Origin of the sequence: Hafnia alvei, assembly GCF_034424155.1 — a bacterium.
Taxonomy (GTDB): domain Bacteria; phylum Pseudomonadota; class Gammaproteobacteria; order Enterobacterales; family Enterobacteriaceae; genus Hafnia; species Hafnia alvei.
The window spans coordinates 366,443-385,000 of sequence record NZ_CP139992.1; the positions used below are offsets into that span (position 1 = coordinate 366,443).

Here is an 18,558-nt window from a genome sequence, read left to right on the forward strand (position 1 = left end):
AAGGAATTTTTAAAGTTTAATGTGAATAATTGAAGTGCGAAATTTGAGCCAAAAACCAGGTAATAATCAGCAAGTCGGCGCAGCCGCCAGCGCTGAGGTTGCGTTGAATGCATTCCTGGTCGAAATCATGGAGGTGCTTGAGATCGGAGGGCTGGCGAATGCCACCCTGACGCAGCAATGCCTTAGCGCGCTGTTGCAGCCAACTGAGGCCGGTTTGGCCTCCGCGTGAGGCTACGTTGGTATCGCCGTTATGTGCCATCAGCACTAACAGCGTATCGAGCAAAGCAAGTTCAGGGTCGGTGCCCTGCGCGAGGCGAGCCTGATAGTGTGGCAGAGCGAGCTGAATAACTAATGGATAGCCCGCCTCGGCTTCGCCGCGAGCGCCGGTGAGGCCGAGTTGCCGATAAAGCCGTTGTCCTGCCGTTTTTTGTTGATTGTTATGGTTATTTTGCAGTTCACGTTCGGTCAGCCCACGGCAAAAAGCGGCGGCGGTGCTACAAATTAGTGCAGGTGTGATAGCGCTTTTTCTTTGATGCAAACGCCCGATAGCCGCGCACAATAACCCCAAAGAAAAAATGCTGCCTTTATGTGTATTCACGCCAAAAGTTGCGCGGAACATATCAGTTTCGCAGGCGATGCCAATGGGACGTAGCCCGGTGAGCACGTCTGCTTCAGCAAGATTGGCGCTACAGGCACCAAATTCGATAAAACGTGGTAACCATTGGCGGATAGCCAATGCGCTACGGTGAAAATCTTCCAGCGCCATATCTTTATGCGCGCCGCAGTTATTTCTATCGACCAAGCCCGGCTTTGGCGTGAGATTGACCTCAGCCAACATGGCACGGTAAGCAAGCTCGCTGCAATGGGCGACGAAATGCTCATCGGTAGCGGTAGAATCAGACGGCTGCTGCGTTATCGGCATCATGCAGTAATGCCTCCATGCGGGTGATCAGATCGGGAATTGCGTGTGCTCTTTCGCGTGCGCATACGGCCGCTTCGCGTTGGCACAGCAAACAGGTTCGGCTAGGTAGTAAAAAGTCACGGCGAGAGAGAATTTTTCCTAGCGGATTCAATACGTCGATATCCCATAAACGCCCAAGCACATGTTCTTGTTCGAGTGCGATCATGGCTTCTTTAACCACGCGTGCCGGTGCGTCGATGGCGAGCAACCCTTCAGGGCCGGTCGCCAACGCAAAAGAAGCCTGCTCCTTCAATTCCCAACCTGATTGTTCAACGCGTTGGCACAGCGCTTTCAGACCGTGATTAAAGATTTTGCGTGTCATCACGCTATCTTTAATCGGCCCGGGCGCGACCACGGTAAACGAGATCAGCGTTGAGGTATGGCGCGCCAGCCACTCCGCCTGCCGAGACTGCCTGCATTCACGGCTGAATAGCAGTTCCGGCAATGTAACGGTGTGGCTGGTCGCCAAAGTTGGGAGCAGGTAAAACATGGTTTATTCCTTAACCTGACGAACGACGTCGATCACGGAACCATCGCGATAGCGCACAACGGCGATAACACGGTCAGTGAATTCGATCGCACGAGGTTGTCCGGTAAGGATTTGCGCACGCTCACGCAGCCATTCAATGGAAACCACTTTCAAGCCAGCGGCTTTCAGGCGGTCAGCCAGCTCTGGGCGCGCAGGGTTAACGGCAATACCGTGGTCAGTAACCAGAATATCGACGCTTGAGCCTGGAGTGACGCAGGTGGTGACTTCATCAACCAGCGTTGGAATGCGGCCACGCACCAACGGTGCAACGATGATGGACAGCGCAGCTGCGACCGCAGTGTCACAGTGGCCACCGGAAGCACCGCGTAAAACACCGTCAGAACCGGTTAACACGTTCACATTGAAGTGAGTGTCCACTTCCAGCGCACTCAGCACCACCACGTCTAAGCGATCAACGGAAGCGCCTTTTGAGCCCCAGTTTGCATACTGGTTAGCGCTGATTTCGATGTGGTTCGGGTTACGCGCCAAAGACTCTGCGGCTGCACGGTCGAAGCTTTGTACATCCAGCAGCTTCTTGATGAAGCCTTTCTCGTGCAGATCAACGATGGTGGACGTAATGCCGCCTAACGCAAAGCCAGCATGAATATCGCGGCTACGCATTTTGTCTTCGAGGAAGCGGGTCACCGCCAGCGATGCACCACCGGTACCGGTTTGCAGCGAGAAACCTTCTTTGAAGTAGCCAGAGTTGACCACTACGTCTGCCGCGCTGCGAGCGATCAACAGTTCGCGTGGATTAGACGTCATGCGGGTTGCATCTGCACCGATCTTATCGGCATCACCGACCTGCTCGATTTGCACGATCAAATCGACCTGATCCTGCATGATGCTGGCTGGGTTGTGCGGGTATGGCAGCAGCGCTTCGGTCAGAAGAACCACTTGTTTGGCATTTTCGGCATCGACTTTGGCATAGCCAAGAGAACCGCAGCAGGCTTTGCCGGTGTAGCCGTTCGCATTACCGAACGGATCACAGGCAGGAACCCCAAGGAAAGCCACATCGATATTTAGCTCGCCGCTTTCAACCAAATGTACGCGGCCACCGTGGGAGTGGATCTGTACCGGTTCTTCCAGCAGACCACGGGAGATTTCTTCCGCCAATGGGCCACGCAGTCCAGAGGTATAGATACGGCTGACAACGCCGTTACGGATATGGTCTACCAGCGGTGCATGGCAGTCGCTCAGTGAGCTAGATGCCAGCGTAAGATTTTTGAAGCCCATCTGCGCGATAGTGGCCATCACTAAGTTGATGGTCAGATCGCCACCGCGGAATGCGTGGTGGAAAGAGATGGTCATGCCATCATGCAGACCTGAGCGGCGAATTGCCTCTTCCAGCGTGCTGCATAATTTTTTATCGCGAGGCTTTTGCGCCTGCAGATTTAATTTTGAAACGTTTTTATAGCTTGGCAGCGCGCTTTCAGTTTGGCGGGTATAGGCCGAAACGCGTTCCTGTCGTTGAAGAAGTTCTTTTTTCTGAGTCATTTTTTTTCGCCTTATTCTTCACGGATGCCAGACAGTTCTGCACGAGACAGAACCAAACGGGCGCGCTCAATCACTGGGCTATCAACCATTTTGCCGTTCAGTGAAACAACGCCACGCCCTTCACGTGCAGAAGCTTCTGCTGCTTCAACGACGAGTTTCGCGTGATTGACTTCCTTTTGAGTTGGGGCGTAAAGGTTGTGCAATAACTCAATTTGGCGTGGGTTGATCAATGATTTACCGTCAAAGCCCAGTTGTTTGATATGCGCAGCTTCGCGCAGGAAGCCTTCTTCATTGTTGGCATCGGAATAGACGGTATCGAAAGCCTGAATGCCTGCGGAACGAGCGGCTTGCAGAATTGAGCAGCGAGCGAATAGCAGTTCAACGCCTTCAGGTGAACGTTCGGTGCGCAAATTACGCACGTAGTCTTCTGCACCCAGAGCGATACCGATTAAACGTGGAGACGCGTGAGCAATCGCCACCGCTTGAGTAATGCCCTGAGCGGATTCAATCGCTGCCAGAAGACCAGTGCTGCCGACTTCGCGGCCACATTCGGCTTCAATACGGGCAATTTCGTTTTCGATATCAATGACGTCTTGAGCGGTATCTGTTTTTGGCAGACGTACGATGTCTGCGCCACCGCGAACCACGGCTTCTAAATCAGCTACGCCATATTCAGAATCTAGCGCGTTGACGCGCACGATGGTTTCGATGTCTTGGTACAGCGGATGCTGCAATGCGTGATAAACCAGACGACGAGCGGCATCTTTTTCGCGCAGAACCACGGAGTCTTCGAGGTCAAACATCAGTGCATCGGCGTGATAGATAAAGGAGTTGCTGACCATTGCCGCGTTTGCGCCTGGCACAAACAGCATGCTGCGGCGAGTGCGAGATTTACGCTCTTGAGCGATACGAGAAGTCATGCGCGTTCCTCCCAAGGCAGGTTTTTCACATCGCTGGCACGTACCAGCAGAGTTTCCAAACGGGCGCGCAGGATGCAATCTAGAGCACCTTTGTCGTCAACAACGAGCTGAACGCCGCTGATATCATGGCGTGTGAGGATTTCCATAACGGTAGCGCGGATCGCGTCGCCGAACTGTTTCTCAACGCTGCTGCTGATTTGCAGATCAATCTCGGGTGTGTCGATAGGCGCTATTCGCACCATCACATCGCTAGACTCCAAAGTGCCAGCGACGGCTGCTTGGGTTATTTTCATTTTTCACCTGTTACTAATGCGGATTCCTGTGGCCGGTCCGTCACGTTTTCTGAGCGAGGAACGAGCAGGCGTTGTAAATAAGCGCGGGTCGCTTCAGGCACTAAAGGCGCGATGGCCGGAAGATCTTTTTGCACCAGCAGTTTGCGTACCCACGAGGCGGAGATCGCGGTGTCGTGGTATTGCAAACGCTCAATTTCCACCAGTTCAATCGGTGGTGCGGGTAGAGACGGAGTCTCCAGCCAGTGGCGCATGTCACGGTTGTATTTGGCTGTCACCTGACAGTACGGTTCGGTACCGACGAAGCGATGAGTGATCCCCAAGGCCGGAGCCAAATACTGACGAAAAATTTTAAGGTCGATCTCGGTGTAACAATCGTCCACGACGCCTTGCTCTTTGATGAAGTAGCAAGGGAACGTCGCACGGGAAATGATGTATTCCGAGCCGCGGTGTACCGTTAAGTTCTTAATATCAGAGGTACCGGCACGCACCAATTCGAGGCGATCTTCATAAGGGAAGCGCGAAGTATCCTCTTTAACCAAAAACAGGTGCAGCCAGTCGCATTGCGCCGCCGCCTGCTGAACCAGATAACGGTGCCCGTTGGTAAACGGGTTGGCATTCATAACGATGCTGCCAATTTTATTGCCGTCGTGGCGCAGCGTAGTGAGATAGCTAGCGTAGCGCTGAATACGTGTGGCGCTGTTTTCCATCAGCACCATGACGTTCGGTACGCTGGTGACGGTATAAAATCCGCACTGCTTGAATAACGCTTCGTTTTGGGTTTTTGTGTATATAAATAAATGAGTGCAGTGTTTTTCATACGCCAGATTAATTAATTCTGTGGCGAGGGTGAGCGCAAGCCCTTCACCGCGAACAGATTCACTGATAGCAACACATTTAATAATATTCCCCGCTATCCCACCGCAGGCGATTAGCTGGTCATCACGGGTGACGGTTATAAATACTTCCACCGTGGAATCAATGCTCAGGCCATTTTCTCGAAGAAAATGAGCGATGACAGCGATCTTCTTATTTTCCGAACGCTTAACCTGAGAAAATACGGTATTACCAAACATAGAGTTTCCTGTTGCTTGCCGCATGCGTGCAGTAGGATCACAATTGTTGTGATTTGTTGCATATTAATAACGTTTTATTTTCAATTGCTCGGCGCAACGCTTTAATCTTATTCGTATATATTTTTGCGTTGACGTAGTGATCGTAAGGAGTATTAAGGCGGGAAATCTTGACCTATTTCACAAAGAGTTATCAGAATTAAATAGACTTAATGGTTTTTATTTCCTTAATTATTTTTATTTGCATAAATAACGTGGTTTTTATTTGTTTAATTGATTTAATCCGTAGAATCTGCAACGATCTAATCCATAGTGGGTAGAAAGTAAGGAAACATATTCATTACATTTCTCTGATGCTAGCCCATCTTTTCATCGTAAAAAAGAGGAAATATCGATGTTTGGCAAACCAAATGTTAAAGAGTTTAGGTTTTTTAGCCGCATCGCATTTCCTTTACGAATATTTCTTTTATTACTTCTAGTCTCAACATTATTAGTTGCCGCGCTGGGGAAATATTTATCCGCCTCTTTTGAAGATTATCTCAGTAATCATGTCCGTGATATGGCTATGAATCAGGCCAAAATCATTGCTTCAATTGATAGTGTTGTCACGGCGGTGAAAAATAGAGATACCAAACGTCTTGCTATCATCGCCAATAAATTAGGTACCGGTTCGGATTTTGACTATGTTGTTATCGGGGATAAAAATTCTATCCGCTTATATCATCCTAATCCGGCCAAGATTGGCCTTCCAATGCAGTGGAGCAAACCCGGTGCACTGGAGCGTGGAGAAAGTTATTTCATTACCGGTAAAGGCTCTATCGGTATGGCAATGCGCGCTAAAACGCCGATTTTTGATGAGCAGGGCAAAATTATTGGCGTTGTTTCACTGGGCTATTTGGTCAGCAAAATAGACAGCTGGCGGCTAGATTTTTTACTGCCCTTAGCGGGCGTGTTTGTCCTGATTCTGATTATCTTGATGTTGCTATCGTGGATGTTTGCCTCGCACATTCGTCGGCAAATGTTAGGAATGGAACCGCGCCAAATAGCACGCGTGGTTCGCCAGCAAGATGCGCTGTTTGGCTCCGTGTATGAGGGACTTATTGCGGTCGATCCCGATGGCTTGATTACTGCGATCAACCGAAATGCGCGCAAAATGCTTGGGTTAAGCTCGCCGGGAAGACAATGGCTGGGAAAACCTATTGAAGAGGTTGTTGATCCTGCGGGCTTTTTCACGGAACAGATTGAAGAAAAGCGGCAGGATGTGATTTGCACGTTTAATGGCTTGAGCGTCATTGCTAACCGTGCGGCCATACATTTCGGCGATGAGCTATTGGGTGCCATTATTAGTTTCCGTAGCAAAGACGAAATTAGCACGCTTAACGCCCAGCTCACGCAGATAAAACAGTATGTTGAAAGCCTGCGCACGTTGCGCCATGAGCATCTTAACTGGATGTCGACGCTCAACGGACTGTTACAAATGAAAGAATATGATCGTGCGTTGGCAATGGTAAAAGGTGAGTCACAGGCGCAGCAGCAGCTGATTGATAGTCTAAGAGGTTCTTTTGACGATCGTCAGGTTGCAGGGCTGCTTTTTGGCAAAGCGCAGCGCGCTCGTGAGCTGGGGCTGACGTTTAATTTGGTTGAAGGCAGCCAGCTTCGTCAGTTGCCTGAGGGTCTTGATAGCACTGAGTTTGCGGCTATCGTGGGTAATCTACTCGACAATGCTTTTGATGCTAGCCTGAAGAATTTGCAGGGTAATAAAACCGTCGAGCTGTATCTTAGCGACGAGGGCGAGGATGTGATCGTGGAAGTAGCCGATCAAGGATGTGGCGTTCCTGAGTCTTTACGTGAGGCTATTTTTGAGCAAGGGGTAAGCACCAAAACAGAAGACGCCGGTGAGCATGGCATTGGACTGTATCTGATTGCCAGCTACGTTGGCCGCTGTGGTGGTGTGATTACGTTAGAAGACAATGAACCTTGTGGAACTTTATTTTCCGTATTTATTCCGAAAGTGAAAAAGACTTATGACACAACCAATAACGATTCTGATTGTTGAAGACGAGACTCCGCTCGCAGAGATGCATGCGGAGTTTATTCGCCATTTCCACGGCTGTGGTCAGGTATGGTTGGCGGGAAATCTTGCTCAGGCCAGAATGATGATTGAGCGATTCAAACCCGATTTGATCTTGCTGGATAACTATTTGCCCGATGGCAAAGGCATCACGCTATTGCACGAATTAACTCAGGCGCGTTTCCCTGGTGGTGTGGTATTCACCACCGCGGCAAGTGATATGGATACGGTGTCAGAGGCGGTGCGGTGCGGCGTATTCGACTATTTAGTGAAGCCGATTGCCTACGAGCGCTTGGGGCAAACGCTTGAGCGCTACCATGTACGCAAGCGGATGCTTGCTAACAGCGATAGCGCCAGCCAGCGTCAGATTGATGATATGTTCAATGCCTATGCACGTGGCGAGCAGAAAGAAGAGTTGCCAGTTGGCATTGATGCGTTGACCTTAGATAAGGTGCAGAAGTTATTTGCCGATCCGGATGCGCGTCATACCGCTGAAACCGTTGCACAAGAGCTTAAGCTAAGCCGAACAACGGCACGGCGCTACTTAGAGTTTTGCGCGGGCCGCCATCTGATTATGGCTGAAATCGTGTATGGAAAAGTGGGCCGCCCACAGCGAACCTATAGAGCGCCAGAAACGGTCAAAAATGGCTGATGAATGGGCCGATTATTGACGGGTAGCTGACTGAAAATACAAAAAACGCACGCTTAATGTAGATCAGATGCGTCACGGCTCAATCTTTATGTATTTCACGGTTTCAAAATGGTCGCTACCTGTATATACTCACAGCAAAACTGTATAAACAAACAGGTGGTGGAATGAAAGCACTTACAGCCAGACAGCAGGAAGTCTACGATCTGATTCGTGACCATATTGAACAAACTGGCATGCCGCCAACCCGCGCTGAAATTGCTCAGCGCTTGGGATTCCGCTCTCCTAATGCGGCAGAAGAACATTTAAAAGCGTTGCAGCGTAAGGGCGTTATCGAGATCGTTTCCGGCGCTTCTCGTGGTATTCGTCTTTTGATGGAAGATGAAACGGGCCTGCCTTTAATTGGCCGCGTGGCAGCCGGTGAGCCCCTGTTAGCGCAAGAACATATTGAAGGCCATTATCAAGTGGATCCTGCTTTGTTTAAGCCAAATGCAGATTTCTTACTGCGCGTTAACGGCATGTCGATGCGCGATATCGGCATTTTAGACGGTGATTTGCTGGCCGTGCATAAAACTCAGGATGTGCGTAATGGCCAGGTTGTGGTTGCGCGTATCGAAGATGAGGTGACGGTTAAACGTCTGAAAAAACAAGGCAATATTGTTCAGCTGTTGCCAGAAAACAGCGACTTCGAGCCTATCGTTGTTGACCTGCGTGAGCAAAACTTCACGATCGAAGGTTTAGCGGTAGGCGTTATTCGCAACGGCGACTGGATCTAAAACTTCGCCTGTTGTGTTTGACATCACACCGATAGATTAAGCCCCTTAATTGGGGCTTTTTTATGCGGCATATTTGTCCATGACTGCAGCCTCTTTGTGTTGAGATAACGGATAGCTCATCTGGAATGAATTCAAAAAAATGAAAATGCTTACACCAACCGATAAGGCGCTGTGGATCCTCGCACTACCGATGATCCTTTCGAATATCTCTGTTCCGCTATTAGGGCTAGTCGATACCGCGGTGATTGGGCACTTGGATAGCCCTGTTTATCTTGGTGGCGTAGCCGTTGGCGCGATGGCGACGTCATTCTTATTTATGCTGCTGCTGTTTTTGCGCATGAGCACGACGGGACTGACTGCGCAAGCATTCGGTGCAGGGGACAAAACGGCGCTGGCTCGTGCGTTGGTGCAGCCGATGCTCTTAGCGTTGCTGGCAGGGTTCGCTATTATTGCGCTGCGGCAGCCTTTGATTAACGGCGTGCTGCGAATTGTTGGCGGTCATGAGGATGTGCTGGAGCAGGCTCGTCTATTTATGCAGATTCGCTGGCTTGGTGCTCCTGCGACGCTGGCAAACCTTGTTATTCTTGGCTGGCTGTTAGGCGTTCAATATGCCCGTGCGCCGGTTATATTGCTGGTTGTGGGCAACGTTATTAACATCACGCTGGACCTGTGGTTTGTTGTTGGGTTGGGCTGGAAGGTGCCTGGTGCAGCAAGTGCCACGGTGATTGCTGACTATGCGACCTTTTTATTGGGGCTCGGTCTGATTTGGCACGTGATGAAACTGCGCGGCCTGCATCTGGAATATTTCCGTAATGCGTGGCGTGGAAACCTTCGCCGTCTGTTGGCATTAAATCGCGATATCATGCTGCGTTCTTTGTTGCTGCAATTATGCTTTTCATCGCTGACGATTCTGGGTGCCAGAATGGGAAGTGAAGTGGTGGCGGTGAATGCGGTACTGATGAATTTGCTGACGTTTACCGCCTACGCGCTAGATGGTTTTGCTTATGCAGTGGAAGCCCATTCAGGGCAGGCCTATGGTGCACGCGACGGTCGTAAACTGCAGAAAATTTGGCATTCTGCCTGTCGGCAGGCGGGTATTGTGGCGGTATTCTTTGCCATGTTATATGCCGTATTTGGCCAACAAATCATCCAGATATTAACCTCGTTGCCAGAAGTACAATCGTTGGCATTACACTATCTGCCATGGCAAATTGTTTTACCACTGCTGGGCGTATGGTGTTACCTGCTGGATGGCATGTTTATCGGTGCGACGCGCGGTGCTGAAATGCGCAATAGCATGGCCGTTGCCGCTGCGGGGTATGGTTTAACACTGTTCACGCTCCCTTGGCTGGGTAATCACGGTTTATGGCTGGCTTTAGCGGTATTTTTATCGTTGCGCGGACTTTCATTATGGATTGTCTGGCGACGTCATTGGCGGGAGAGAACTTGGTTCCCTGTCAATAATGTTGAATTAAATTAGGTTGTTATAGCGTTAAGCAATGAGGGCAATGTGATAATTCCGATAGTTTTCGCATTGCCCTAAAATGGCGCGCTATTAATATTTGCTTACATTCTAACTGATAAAATTTATTCTCCGCTTATTCCCTGTTTTTTCTCTGCTTTTATGCCTTTTTGCGAAGATTTTTTATTAAATATTATCGATTATCTAGCTGAAAATATTTTTATGCTCAGTATCCGCTAGTCTTAATGGTGAGCGTTAACTGATGCCTCACATCGCAATTGTGATTAATTCAATCTAGTACAGATGTGTGGGGAATATATTCCATTACATAAGTGATACGGAGTTATTATGAATAAAGATCAAGCGAGCGGTAACTGGAAGCAGTTTAAAGGCACAGTGAAAGAAAAATGGGGCAAGTTAACCGACGATGATCTTACCGTAATCGAAGGGAAACGCGATCAGCTGGTAGGTAAAATCCAGGAACGCTACGGCTATCAGAAAGAAGCCGCTGAAAAAGAAGTTAAAGCGTGGGAAGATCATAATAAATATCGTTGGTGATATTTAAACTTGCTTGCCTAAATAATCACTCTGCAAATACGCATTATAAATAAAGAACGGATACGAATATTAAAACGGGAAATACTCCATTATTGATATTCCTTTATTAATAATGTGCCACTGCTGATATTGATTGCAGATGATTAAAAAGAGAGCCGCAGATGCGGCTCTTTTTTATGCGTTATTTAAACGCTATTTTTTCTTTTTTGGTTCGGAATGATCGTGATGACATGTATCACGATTATCGCAAGACTCAATTTTCCCACAGTCTCGACATAAACCATGCGCTTCTACCACGCTATGCTGCAGTGAGAACCCCGTCAGCGCGGCGAGCTTTTCTAAATGTTCCTGCACATCCTGCGTTGTTTGCTCAGTCACCTGCCCACAGCGATGGCAAATAAATAATGCAGACGTATGGCTAGGCTCTTCGATGTGATGACACATTACGTAGCTATTGGTGGACTCCACTTTGTGGATGAAGCCTTGTTCTAGCAAAAAGTCGAGAGCGCGATAAATGGTCGGCGGCTTAGCCTGTGGCTCAGAAACACGTAGCAAATCCAGTAAATCATAAGCACTGATAGTGCCTTTCTGGCAGGCCATCAGACGCAACACCTCCATTCTTTGCGGAGTCAGTCGAACATTGCGTTGCAGACAAATCTCTTCTGCCTGTGCGAGCAGTCGCTCTAACGAGGTTGTGGTCATGATGTTTTGCTTCCGGCCAAGCCAATAGGGTGCCGTTATTTTAACATAGTTATACTCGTCATACTTCAAGCTACATTTTGTTAGCAGTGTTTGCTTAAAACCCAAAATAAAACGGGCTGACAGGGGATTCCCGTCAGCCCGCTTTTACTTAAGGCAGCAGTGGCAAATATTCAATCTGTTATTTGATTTCAGACTGATGCGCATAGGCGTCGCCGTTATTCAGATTATTGATAACAGTTGCGCGTTGATCTTGTGCACTTAGCTGTGAAAATGTTGCGCTACCGTGGACGGTAGAACTCGCGATACCGGCTTCATGCAGTTTTTGTTTAGCCATCATCTGATGAGCGTAAGCAGAGCCGTTACGGTTTGAGTACGCTAAGGTACTTTGTTCTGCTGGGCTGAGGTCAGAAAATGATTGAGCAAAAGCTGAACCAGTTAGAGTAAGAGCAACGATAGCAGACAGTAAAATTGAAGTTTTCATGATTTTCTCTTCTTTAAATTTTTTGCAGTAGGTCAGGGCACTCGGTGGTGGCTCACTGACCTACTTTGCAGGTTTTAATAACAAATTCAGTTCTGTATGGCACTGGGCAATGCCGATTATTTATTGATAGTAATTTGATGAGCTTGAGCACTACCGTTGTTCAGATGATTGACAACGGTTGCGCGCTGTTCACTTGCGGTCATATCAGAAAAGCTTTGTGCAAAAGCAGAACCCGCAAGGGCTAGAGTCATTAGTACGGTCAAAGTAATAGTTTTCATGGTGTCATCTCGCTAAATATGTGATCTAGATACTGATTTAATAGACCAGTCGTCTAGTTAAAGGGTAAAAAATAATGCCAAACGTTTTCACGCAGGCATTCATTGTGCTGCGATTGTCTCTTTAAATGGTGCCGGGCTTCAGCAAGCGTTCCGTACGCTGCATGGCTGAAACAAACGGTGCATCAGATCTGTTGACCTTAGCCCGTAACGCTGCGCCTAACCATAAAGAGTATAGTGAATCTGCGAGTAGTTCGGGGGATTCTTCAATCACCAGCGACCCTTCTTCAACGCCAGACTCGATACTCGACTGCAACTGGGCGATGACGCGTGTGATACCAGAATCTAATGCTTCACGCATGACCTCTGATAAATCACTGACTTCACCTGCCAGTTTTACGACTAAGCACTTGCTGTGGCATACCGTTTCACAGCTTTGCGCCATCCAATGTGAGAAATAATCTAACAAATGCTGACGCTGTGTCTTTTGCCCATCCGAAAACTTCTCTTTCAGCATGATTACGTAATCGCTGAAATAACGGGTAAGCATAGCTTCACCAAACTTCTCTTTAGATTTGAAGTAATGGTAGAACGAACCTTTTGGTACCCCTGCGGTAGCCAGAAGCTCATTTAAACCCATCGCCGTAAAGCCAAGGTTTAAAATCAATTCTTCACCCACATCTAAGATGTGTTCGCAGGTGCTGTTGGTCGTGCTCGTCGTTTTGTTCATGTGAGTTACTATAGTAGACCGGTTGGTCTAAGTCAATAATCAAGTAAATCTGTGAACCAGATTACATGTGTATGGATTAGTTTACACACAGGGTAACGCTAGCCACAGTCGCTAATGGCTGTAAGAGTATCTCAGTTCTGCCGAAAAATCAGGTATCTCACGTTTTCTCAAGCAGAGTGCTTGAGCCTCTGGCCGCTAGGCATGAGCGCGGAAGTCTGTGGGTTCCGCTCAAATTCACGGTATACTTGCCTAATACCCACGGTGATGCTGTTTTTTCTAGGCGCCGTATCTGATTCAAACTGACTGAAATCCTGAGAATAATGACCCAAAACGCCAATAATCCTTCTTCTGCTATGCCATTCAGCCAGAGCCGCTTTTCTGTTGCGCCGATGCTGGATTGGACCGATCGCCATTGCCGCTATTTTCATCGCAAGCTGACTAAACAGACCCTTTTATATACCGAGATGGTGACGACGGGTGCCATTATTCACGGCAAAGGTGACTATCTGGCTTATAGCGAAGAAGAGCATCCGTTGGCGTTGCAGCTGGGAGGAAGCGATCCTGAAGCTCTGGCGCATTGTGCGCGTTTGGCTGAGCAGCGTGGCTACGATGAGATTAACCTCAACGTAGGCTGTCCTTCAGATCGCGTTCAAAATGGTCGTTTTGGGGCTTGCCTGATGGGCGAAGCCCAGCTGGTTGCCGACGGCATTAAAGCGATGCGTGACGTGGTTTCTATTCCTGTTACCGTGAAAACGCGTATTGGCATTGACGATCAGGATAGCTATCAATTTTTGTGCGATTTTATCGGCATAGTTTCAGGCAAAGGCGAATGCAATAGCTTTACAGTTCATGCGCGCAAAGCATGGCTCTCTGGCTTAAGTCCGAAAGAAAACCGTGAAATCCCGCCGCTCGATTATGAGCGTGTCTATCAGTTAAAACGCGATTTTCCTCATTTAAATATCGCCATCAACGGCGGCATTAAAACGCTGGAAGAAGCCAAAATCCATCTGCAGCATTTAGATGGCGTGATGATGGGGCGCGAAGCCTATCAAAGCCCAAGCATTTTAGCGCATGTCGATCGCGAGTTATTTGATCCTTCTGCCGAAGTGCCAAACAGCATTGATGTTGTACGTTCTTTGTATCCGTATATTGAACGTGAATTGGCTAATGGAACCTATCTGGGCCATATCACGCGTCATATCCTCGGTATATTCCAGAGCATCCCCGGCGCTCGCCAATGGCGTCGTCATCTGAGTGAAAATGCGCACAAGGCGGGAGCAGGCGTTGAAGTGGTTGAAGCTGCTTTGCAATTTGTTAGCCAGTCACGTGGTGAATAAAACTAAAATTTAGTAAAACTCATCAGGCGCTGTTGCATAAGCTGCAGCGCTATCTTTTAAAATCATATAGTTACGTAATTTCTATTCTTGGCATGATTCTTGTAAATCACTGAGTAGTCGACGGTATCACCGTTGTATTTCACTCAGGAGATCACCATGTTGGAAGTCCTCTTTATTCTTGGCTTTTTTGTCATGCTGATGGTGACCGGAATTTCAATTCTCGGCATTATCGCCGCCGTGGCCGTTGCCACACTGTTCATGCTGTTTGGTGGCCTGTTTGTGATGGTCTTTAAACTGCTGCCGTGGATTGCTTTGGCTATTGTGGTGGTGTGGATCTATCGCTCCATGCAGAAGCCACAGACGAGGCGTTATTATTAATCGTTGAGTTGTAACCCCCTCCCAGCCTCCCCCTTCGCAGGGGGAGGGGCCGATTGCCCTTCTTTATTTACTAAGGAGGGCTATTACTCCGGTATCAATAAACTCGATCCCTGTGTTCCGCGACTTTGCAGGGTTTCGTGCGCTTTTTTGGCATCCGCTAAAGCAAATTTCTGCGTATCGGGTACATCCACGTTAATCGCGCCGCTGGCGATCAGCGAAAATAGTTCGTGACTAGCGCTGAGTAAATCCTGATGGCTGTTGATGTAGCCGTTGAGAGAAGGGCGCGTGACATACAGCGAACCTTTCTGGTTTAAAATTCCCAAATCCACGCCGGTAACGGGGCCTGAAGCGTTGCCGAAGCTCACCATCAGGCCGCGTTTTTTCAGGCTATCGAGTGAGGCCAGCCAAGTACTTTTCCCCACCGAGTCGTACACGACGCTGACTTTTTCACCTTGAGTCAGCTCGGACACGCGTTGGGCAATGTCTTCGGTTTGATAATTAATGGTTGCCCATGCCCCCGCCTGTTTGGCGCGCTCTGCTTTGGCATCGGAGCCTACGGTGCCAATCAGTTTGGCGCCGAGAGCTTTTGCCCACTGGCAGGCGATTTGGCCGACGCCACCGGCTGCGGCATGGAATAAGAAGATTTCACCCGCTTTGATTTCATAGGTTTGACGCAGCAAATAGTGCACGGTCAGGCCTTTTAAGAAAGCGGCGGCACCTTGTTCAAAACTAATGGCTTCGGGAAGCAGCGCAACCTTCTCGGCTGGCACGTTATGAACGGTGCTGTAGGCGCCGAGCGAGCTTTGCGCATAAACCACGCGGTCACCCACTTCAATGCTGGTTACGCCTGCGCCCACTTTTGTCACGACGCCAGCCGCTTCGGTTCCTAGACCTGACGGAAACTGGGGCACTGGGTACAGTCCGCCACGAATATAGGTGTCAATGTAGTTGATTCCGATTGCTTTATTGCTGATTTGTACTTCGCCAGCCGCGGGATCTTTTGGCGTAAACTCTACATATTCAAGAACTTCTGGCCCGCCGTGGGCGTTAAACTGGATACGTTTTGCCATCGTCTTTCCTCAGATGCATAGTGTCATTGTTATAATCGAAAATCGGGCACATTCAGGTATACTGACGCGTCTTTCATTAACAGGTAAAGCATTCCCACTATGGCAGGAAATAAACCCACCAACAAATCAAACGAGACCCCGCGCGACAGGCAGATGGAGGGGCTCAAGCTACCACCACATTCGCTGGAAGCGGAACAGTCCGTGTTGGGCGGGTTGATGCTGGACAACGAACGCTGGGATAACGTGGCAGAACGTGTCGTCGCCAACGATTTCTACAGTCGTCCACACCGCCTCATCTTTACTGAAATGCAGCGTTTGCTAGAAATGAGCAAGCCTATCGACCTGATCACGTTGTCTGAATCATTGGAGCAGCGCGGTGAATTAGAGTCGGTGGGCGGATTTGCATATCTAGCCGAGCTGTCGAAAAACACCCCAAGCGCGGCAAACATCGGCGCTTATGCGGATATCGTGCGTGAACGTGCGGTAGTTCGCGATATGATCTCGGTAGCCAACGAGATCGCCGATGCGGGCTACGATCCACAAGGCCGCAGCAGCGAAGATCTGCTGGATCTGGCCGAGTCTCGCGTATTCCAAATTGCTGAGAATCGTGCCAATAAAGACGAAGGGCCAAAAAGCGTCGATCGTATTCTTGAACAGACGGTCGCGCGAATTGAGCAACTCTACCAGACGCCACATGATGGTGTGACTGGCGTTGATACTGGCTATCAGGATCTGAACAAGAAAACCGCTGGGTTGCAGCGCTCTGATTTGATTATTGTGGCAGCACGTCCATCGATGGGAAAAACCACCTTTGCGATGAACCTGTGTGAAAACGCCGCGATGACGCAGGATAAACCGGTGCTAATTTTCAGTCTGGAAATGCCCGGCGAACAGATCATGATGCGTATGCTGGCTTCCTTGGCTCGCGTCGACCAAACCAAAATTCGTACCGGTCAGCTAGATGATGAAGATTGGGCGCGAATTTCAAGCACCATGGGGATTCTGCTGGAAAAACGGAACATGTATATCGATGATTCCTCCGGCCTAACCCCAACGGAAGTGCGTTCACGCGCACGCCGTATTTTCCGCGAGCATGACGGCCTTAGCCTAATCATGATCGACTACCTACAGTTGATGCGGGTTCCGTCTTTGTCAGATAACCGTACCTTGGAAATCGCAGAAATTTCGCGTTCACTCAAAGCGTTAGCGAAAGAGTTGCAGGTTCCGGTCGTGGCGCTGTCTCAGCTTAACCGCTCCTTGGAGCAGCGTGCTGATAAACGCCCAGTTAACTCTGACCTGCGTGAATCGGGCTCAATCGAGCAGGATGCCGACTTGATCATGTTTATCTATCGTGACGAGGTTTATCACGAGAATAGTGATTTAAAAGGCATTGCGGAGATTATTCTGGGTAAACAGCGTAACGGCCCAATCGGTACGGTTCGCTTAACCTTTAACGGCCAGTTCTCACGTTTCGACAACTACGCAGGCCCGCAGTACGACGACGAATAATTGAACGAGCAGCAGCTCTAAGCGCGTTCAGAAGTAGGTGTATTTATTAACTCATTTGAGAAATCGGGAAGGAATAGAAATGAAAGCGGCAACCGCAGTCATTGATCGCAGCGCTCTGCGACACAACTTTCAGCAAATTCGTCAATTTGCGCCGCACAGCCGACTGATAGCCGTTGTAAAAGCCAATGCTTACGGGCACGGGCTTTTAGAAACTGCCAAAACGTTAAAAGATGCAGACTGCTATGGTGTAGCGCGTATCGGTGAAGCGCTGAAACTGCGTTCAGGCGGTATCGTAAAACCTATCCTGATGCTGGAAGGTTTTTTCTCTGCCGATGATTTGCCGGTTTTAGTCGCCAACAATATCGAGACGGCCATTCATAGCGATGAGCAATTGCAGGCTTTAGAAGAGGCCGATTTAGAGCGCCCGATTAAGGTCTGGATGAAACTCGACACGGGCATGCACCGTTTGGGCGTGCGTCCAGAGCAGGCGGAAGCTTTCTATCAGCGTCTTTCCAACTGTCGCAACGTGGAGCAGCCCGTGAATATCATGAGCCACTTTAGCCGTGCGGATGAGCCTGAAACGGGAATGACTGAAGCTCAACTGGCCTGTTTCGATGCATTCGCTACGGGTAAGCCGGGCTTGCAATCCATTGCGGCTTCCGGCGGTATTCTGCTGTGGCCTCAGTCGCATCGCGACATGGTTCGTCCTGGGATTATCCTGTATGGCGTATCGCCTTTAGCGGAGCCCTATGCCGATCACTACGGTTTACAGCCGGTGATGACGCTAAAATCTAGCCTGATTGCGGCGCGCGAGCACAAGGCCGGTGAGCCTGTTGGTTATAACGGAACTTGGGTCAGCCAGCGTGATACGCGTTTAGGCGTGGTCGCGATTGGTTATGGCGATGGTTATCCACGCAGTGCGCCGTCGGGAACGCCTGTGTTGCTGAACGGCCGTGAAGTACCGATTGTTGGCCGCGTATCTATGGATATGATTTCAGTCGATTTAGGCCCTGAAGCCAAAGATAAAGTGGGCGATGAAGTGGTGCTGTGGAGCGCTGAACTACCGGTTGAGAAGATTGCTAGCTATACGGGTATTAGTGCTTACGAATTGATTACCAAGCTAACTCCACGTGTGACGATGGAGTATGTTGGCGAATAACTGCTAGGCTTGACCCCCTCCCAACCTCCCCCTTGTCAGGGGGAGGAGCCGATCGAGTTTCTCATTGGAAGTCGGTTTGCTTCCTTCTTACTAAGAAAGAGTCGAACGAGTTTTTCATTGGAAACCAGTCT

20 protein-coding genes are annotated in these 18,558 nt (G+C 49.2%); 9 read left to right on the forward strand and 11 right to left on the reverse strand.

The window, feature by feature from the left end; translation table 11 throughout:
- Positions 1-16 precede the first annotated feature (16 nt).
- From citG to citC, 6 genes are read right to left on the reverse strand one after another with little or no spacing between them, the layout of a single operon-like run.
- Positions 17-925 carry a triphosphoribosyl-dephospho-CoA synthase CitG gene (citG, locus tag U0008_RS01665; RefSeq protein WP_043490461.1) on the reverse strand — a complete coding sequence of 303 codons (909 nt, stop codon included), beginning with the start codon at positions 923-925 and terminating at the stop codon, positions 17-19.
- Positions 897-1,451 (reverse strand): citrate lyase holo-[acyl-carrier protein] synthase, encoded by a 555-nt coding sequence (gene citX / locus U0008_RS01670; protein WP_043490463.1) that lies wholly within the window; start codon positions 1,449-1,451, stop codon positions 897-899. Before citX ends, citG begins: the two co-directional genes overlap by 29 nt.
- A 3-nt stretch (positions 1,452-1,454) precedes the next feature.
- Positions 1,455-2,987: a citrate lyase subunit alpha gene (gene citF / locus U0008_RS01675; RefSeq protein ID WP_040044766.1), complete on the reverse strand. Its 1,533-nt coding sequence runs from the start codon at positions 2,985-2,987 to the stop codon at positions 1,455-1,457.
- Positions 2,988-2,998: 11 nt separating this feature from the next.
- A complete protein-coding gene (gene citE, locus U0008_RS01680) occupies positions 2,999-3,907 on the reverse strand; it encodes a citrate (pro-3S)-lyase subunit beta (RefSeq protein ID WP_025802426.1) in 909 nt (302 codons plus the stop codon).
- Positions 3,904-4,200, reverse strand: a complete 297-nt coding sequence (gene citD, locus U0008_RS01685) for a citrate lyase acyl carrier protein (protein WP_025802424.1) — start codon at positions 4,198-4,200, stop codon at positions 3,904-3,906. The genes citE and citD overlap by 4 nt, the downstream gene beginning before the upstream one ends.
- On the reverse strand, positions 4,197-5,273 hold the full coding sequence (gene citC / locus U0008_RS01690; RefSeq protein ID WP_025802422.1) for a [citrate (pro-3S)-lyase] ligase: 1,077 nt from the start codon (positions 5,271-5,273) through the stop codon (positions 4,197-4,199). Before citC ends, citD begins: the two co-directional genes overlap by 4 nt.
- Before the next feature lie 391 nt (positions 5,274-5,664).
- On the opposite strand from citC, the gene dpiB reads away from it, so the two are divergent.
- The 5 genes from dpiB (at position 5,665) to U0008_RS01715 (ending at position 10,786) form a co-directional block, all read left to right on the forward strand.
- Positions 5,665-7,326, forward strand: a complete 1,662-nt coding sequence (gene dpiB, locus U0008_RS01695) for a sensor histidine kinase DpiB (protein ID WP_043490466.1) — start codon at positions 5,665-5,667, stop codon at positions 7,324-7,326.
- Complete coding sequence (dpiA, locus tag U0008_RS01700) at positions 7,295-7,993, forward strand: two-component response regulator DpiA (protein WP_043490469.1); 699 nt, start codon at positions 7,295-7,297, stop codon at positions 7,991-7,993. Before dpiB ends, dpiA begins: the two co-directional genes overlap by 32 nt.
- A gap of 164 nt (positions 7,994-8,157) precedes the next feature.
- Positions 8,158-8,766, forward strand: a complete 609-nt coding sequence (gene lexA / locus U0008_RS01705) for a transcriptional repressor LexA (RefSeq protein ID WP_025802416.1) — start codon at positions 8,158-8,160, stop codon at positions 8,764-8,766.
- 139 nt (positions 8,767-8,905) lie between these two features.
- Positions 8,906-10,246: an MATE family efflux transporter DinF gene (gene dinF / locus U0008_RS01710; protein ID WP_043490471.1), complete on the forward strand. Its 1,341-nt coding sequence runs from the start codon at positions 8,906-8,908 to the stop codon at positions 10,244-10,246.
- Positions 10,247-10,576: 330 nt separating this feature from the next.
- Positions 10,577-10,786, forward strand: a complete 210-nt coding sequence (locus U0008_RS01715) for a CsbD family protein (RefSeq protein ID WP_025802413.1) — start codon at positions 10,577-10,579, stop codon at positions 10,784-10,786.
- A 192-nt stretch (positions 10,787-10,978) separates the two neighbouring features.
- On the opposite strand, the gene zur is transcribed toward U0008_RS01715, so the two are convergent.
- The 4 genes from zur to U0008_RS01735 all read right to left on the reverse strand — a co-directional run bounded on the left by zur (position 10,979) and on the right by U0008_RS01735 (position 12,974).
- Complete coding sequence (zur, locus tag U0008_RS01720; protein WP_043490474.1) at positions 10,979-11,488, reverse strand: zinc uptake transcriptional repressor Zur; 510 nt, start codon at positions 11,486-11,488, stop codon at positions 10,979-10,981.
- A 178-nt stretch (positions 11,489-11,666) separates the two neighbouring features.
- Entirely contained in the window at positions 11,667-11,969 is a 303-nt protein-coding gene (locus U0008_RS01725) for a PcoE/SilE family metal-binding protein (protein WP_025802409.1), read from the reverse strand.
- A gap of 116 nt (positions 11,970-12,085) precedes the next feature.
- The gene (locus U0008_RS01730) at positions 12,086-12,247 is read right to left on the reverse strand and encodes a hypothetical protein (protein WP_165490603.1); all 162 of its coding nucleotides are present in this window, start codon (positions 12,245-12,247) and stop codon (positions 12,086-12,088) included.
- A 121-nt stretch (positions 12,248-12,368) separates the two neighbouring features.
- Positions 12,369-12,974: a TetR/AcrR family transcriptional regulator gene (locus tag U0008_RS01735; RefSeq protein WP_025802407.1), complete on the reverse strand. Its 606-nt coding sequence runs from the start codon at positions 12,972-12,974 to the stop codon at positions 12,369-12,371.
- 320 nt (positions 12,975-13,294) lie between these two features.
- On the opposite strand from U0008_RS01735, the gene dusA reads away from it, so the two are divergent.
- The gene (dusA, locus tag U0008_RS01740) at positions 13,295-14,311 is read left to right on the forward strand and encodes a tRNA dihydrouridine(20/20a) synthase DusA (protein ID WP_043490476.1); all 1,017 of its coding nucleotides are present in this window, start codon (positions 13,295-13,297) and stop codon (positions 14,309-14,311) included.
- 156 nt (positions 14,312-14,467) lie between these two features.
- Entirely contained in the window at positions 14,468-14,689 is a 222-nt protein-coding gene (gene pspG / locus U0008_RS01745; RefSeq protein WP_025802403.1) for an envelope stress response protein PspG, read from the forward strand.
- An 83-nt stretch (positions 14,690-14,772) separates the two neighbouring features.
- Here the strand turns inward: pspG and U0008_RS01750 are convergent, their stop codons facing one another.
- Positions 14,773-15,759: a quinone oxidoreductase gene (locus U0008_RS01750; RefSeq protein WP_043490478.1), complete on the reverse strand. Its 987-nt coding sequence runs from the start codon at positions 15,757-15,759 to the stop codon at positions 14,773-14,775.
- A 99-nt stretch (positions 15,760-15,858) separates the two neighbouring features.
- Between U0008_RS01750 and dnaB the strand changes: the two genes are divergently transcribed.
- Together dnaB and alr are read left to right on the forward strand one after the other, a co-directional pair.
- The gene (dnaB, locus tag U0008_RS01755; protein ID WP_004093484.1) at positions 15,859-17,268 is read left to right on the forward strand and encodes a replicative DNA helicase; all 1,410 of its coding nucleotides are present in this window, start codon (positions 15,859-15,861) and stop codon (positions 17,266-17,268) included.
- A gap of 79 nt (positions 17,269-17,347) precedes the next feature.
- The gene (gene alr / locus U0008_RS01760; RefSeq protein ID WP_043490479.1) at positions 17,348-18,427 is read left to right on the forward strand and encodes an alanine racemase; all 1,080 of its coding nucleotides are present in this window, start codon (positions 17,348-17,350) and stop codon (positions 18,425-18,427) included.
- Positions 18,428-18,558: the final 131 nt, after the last annotated feature.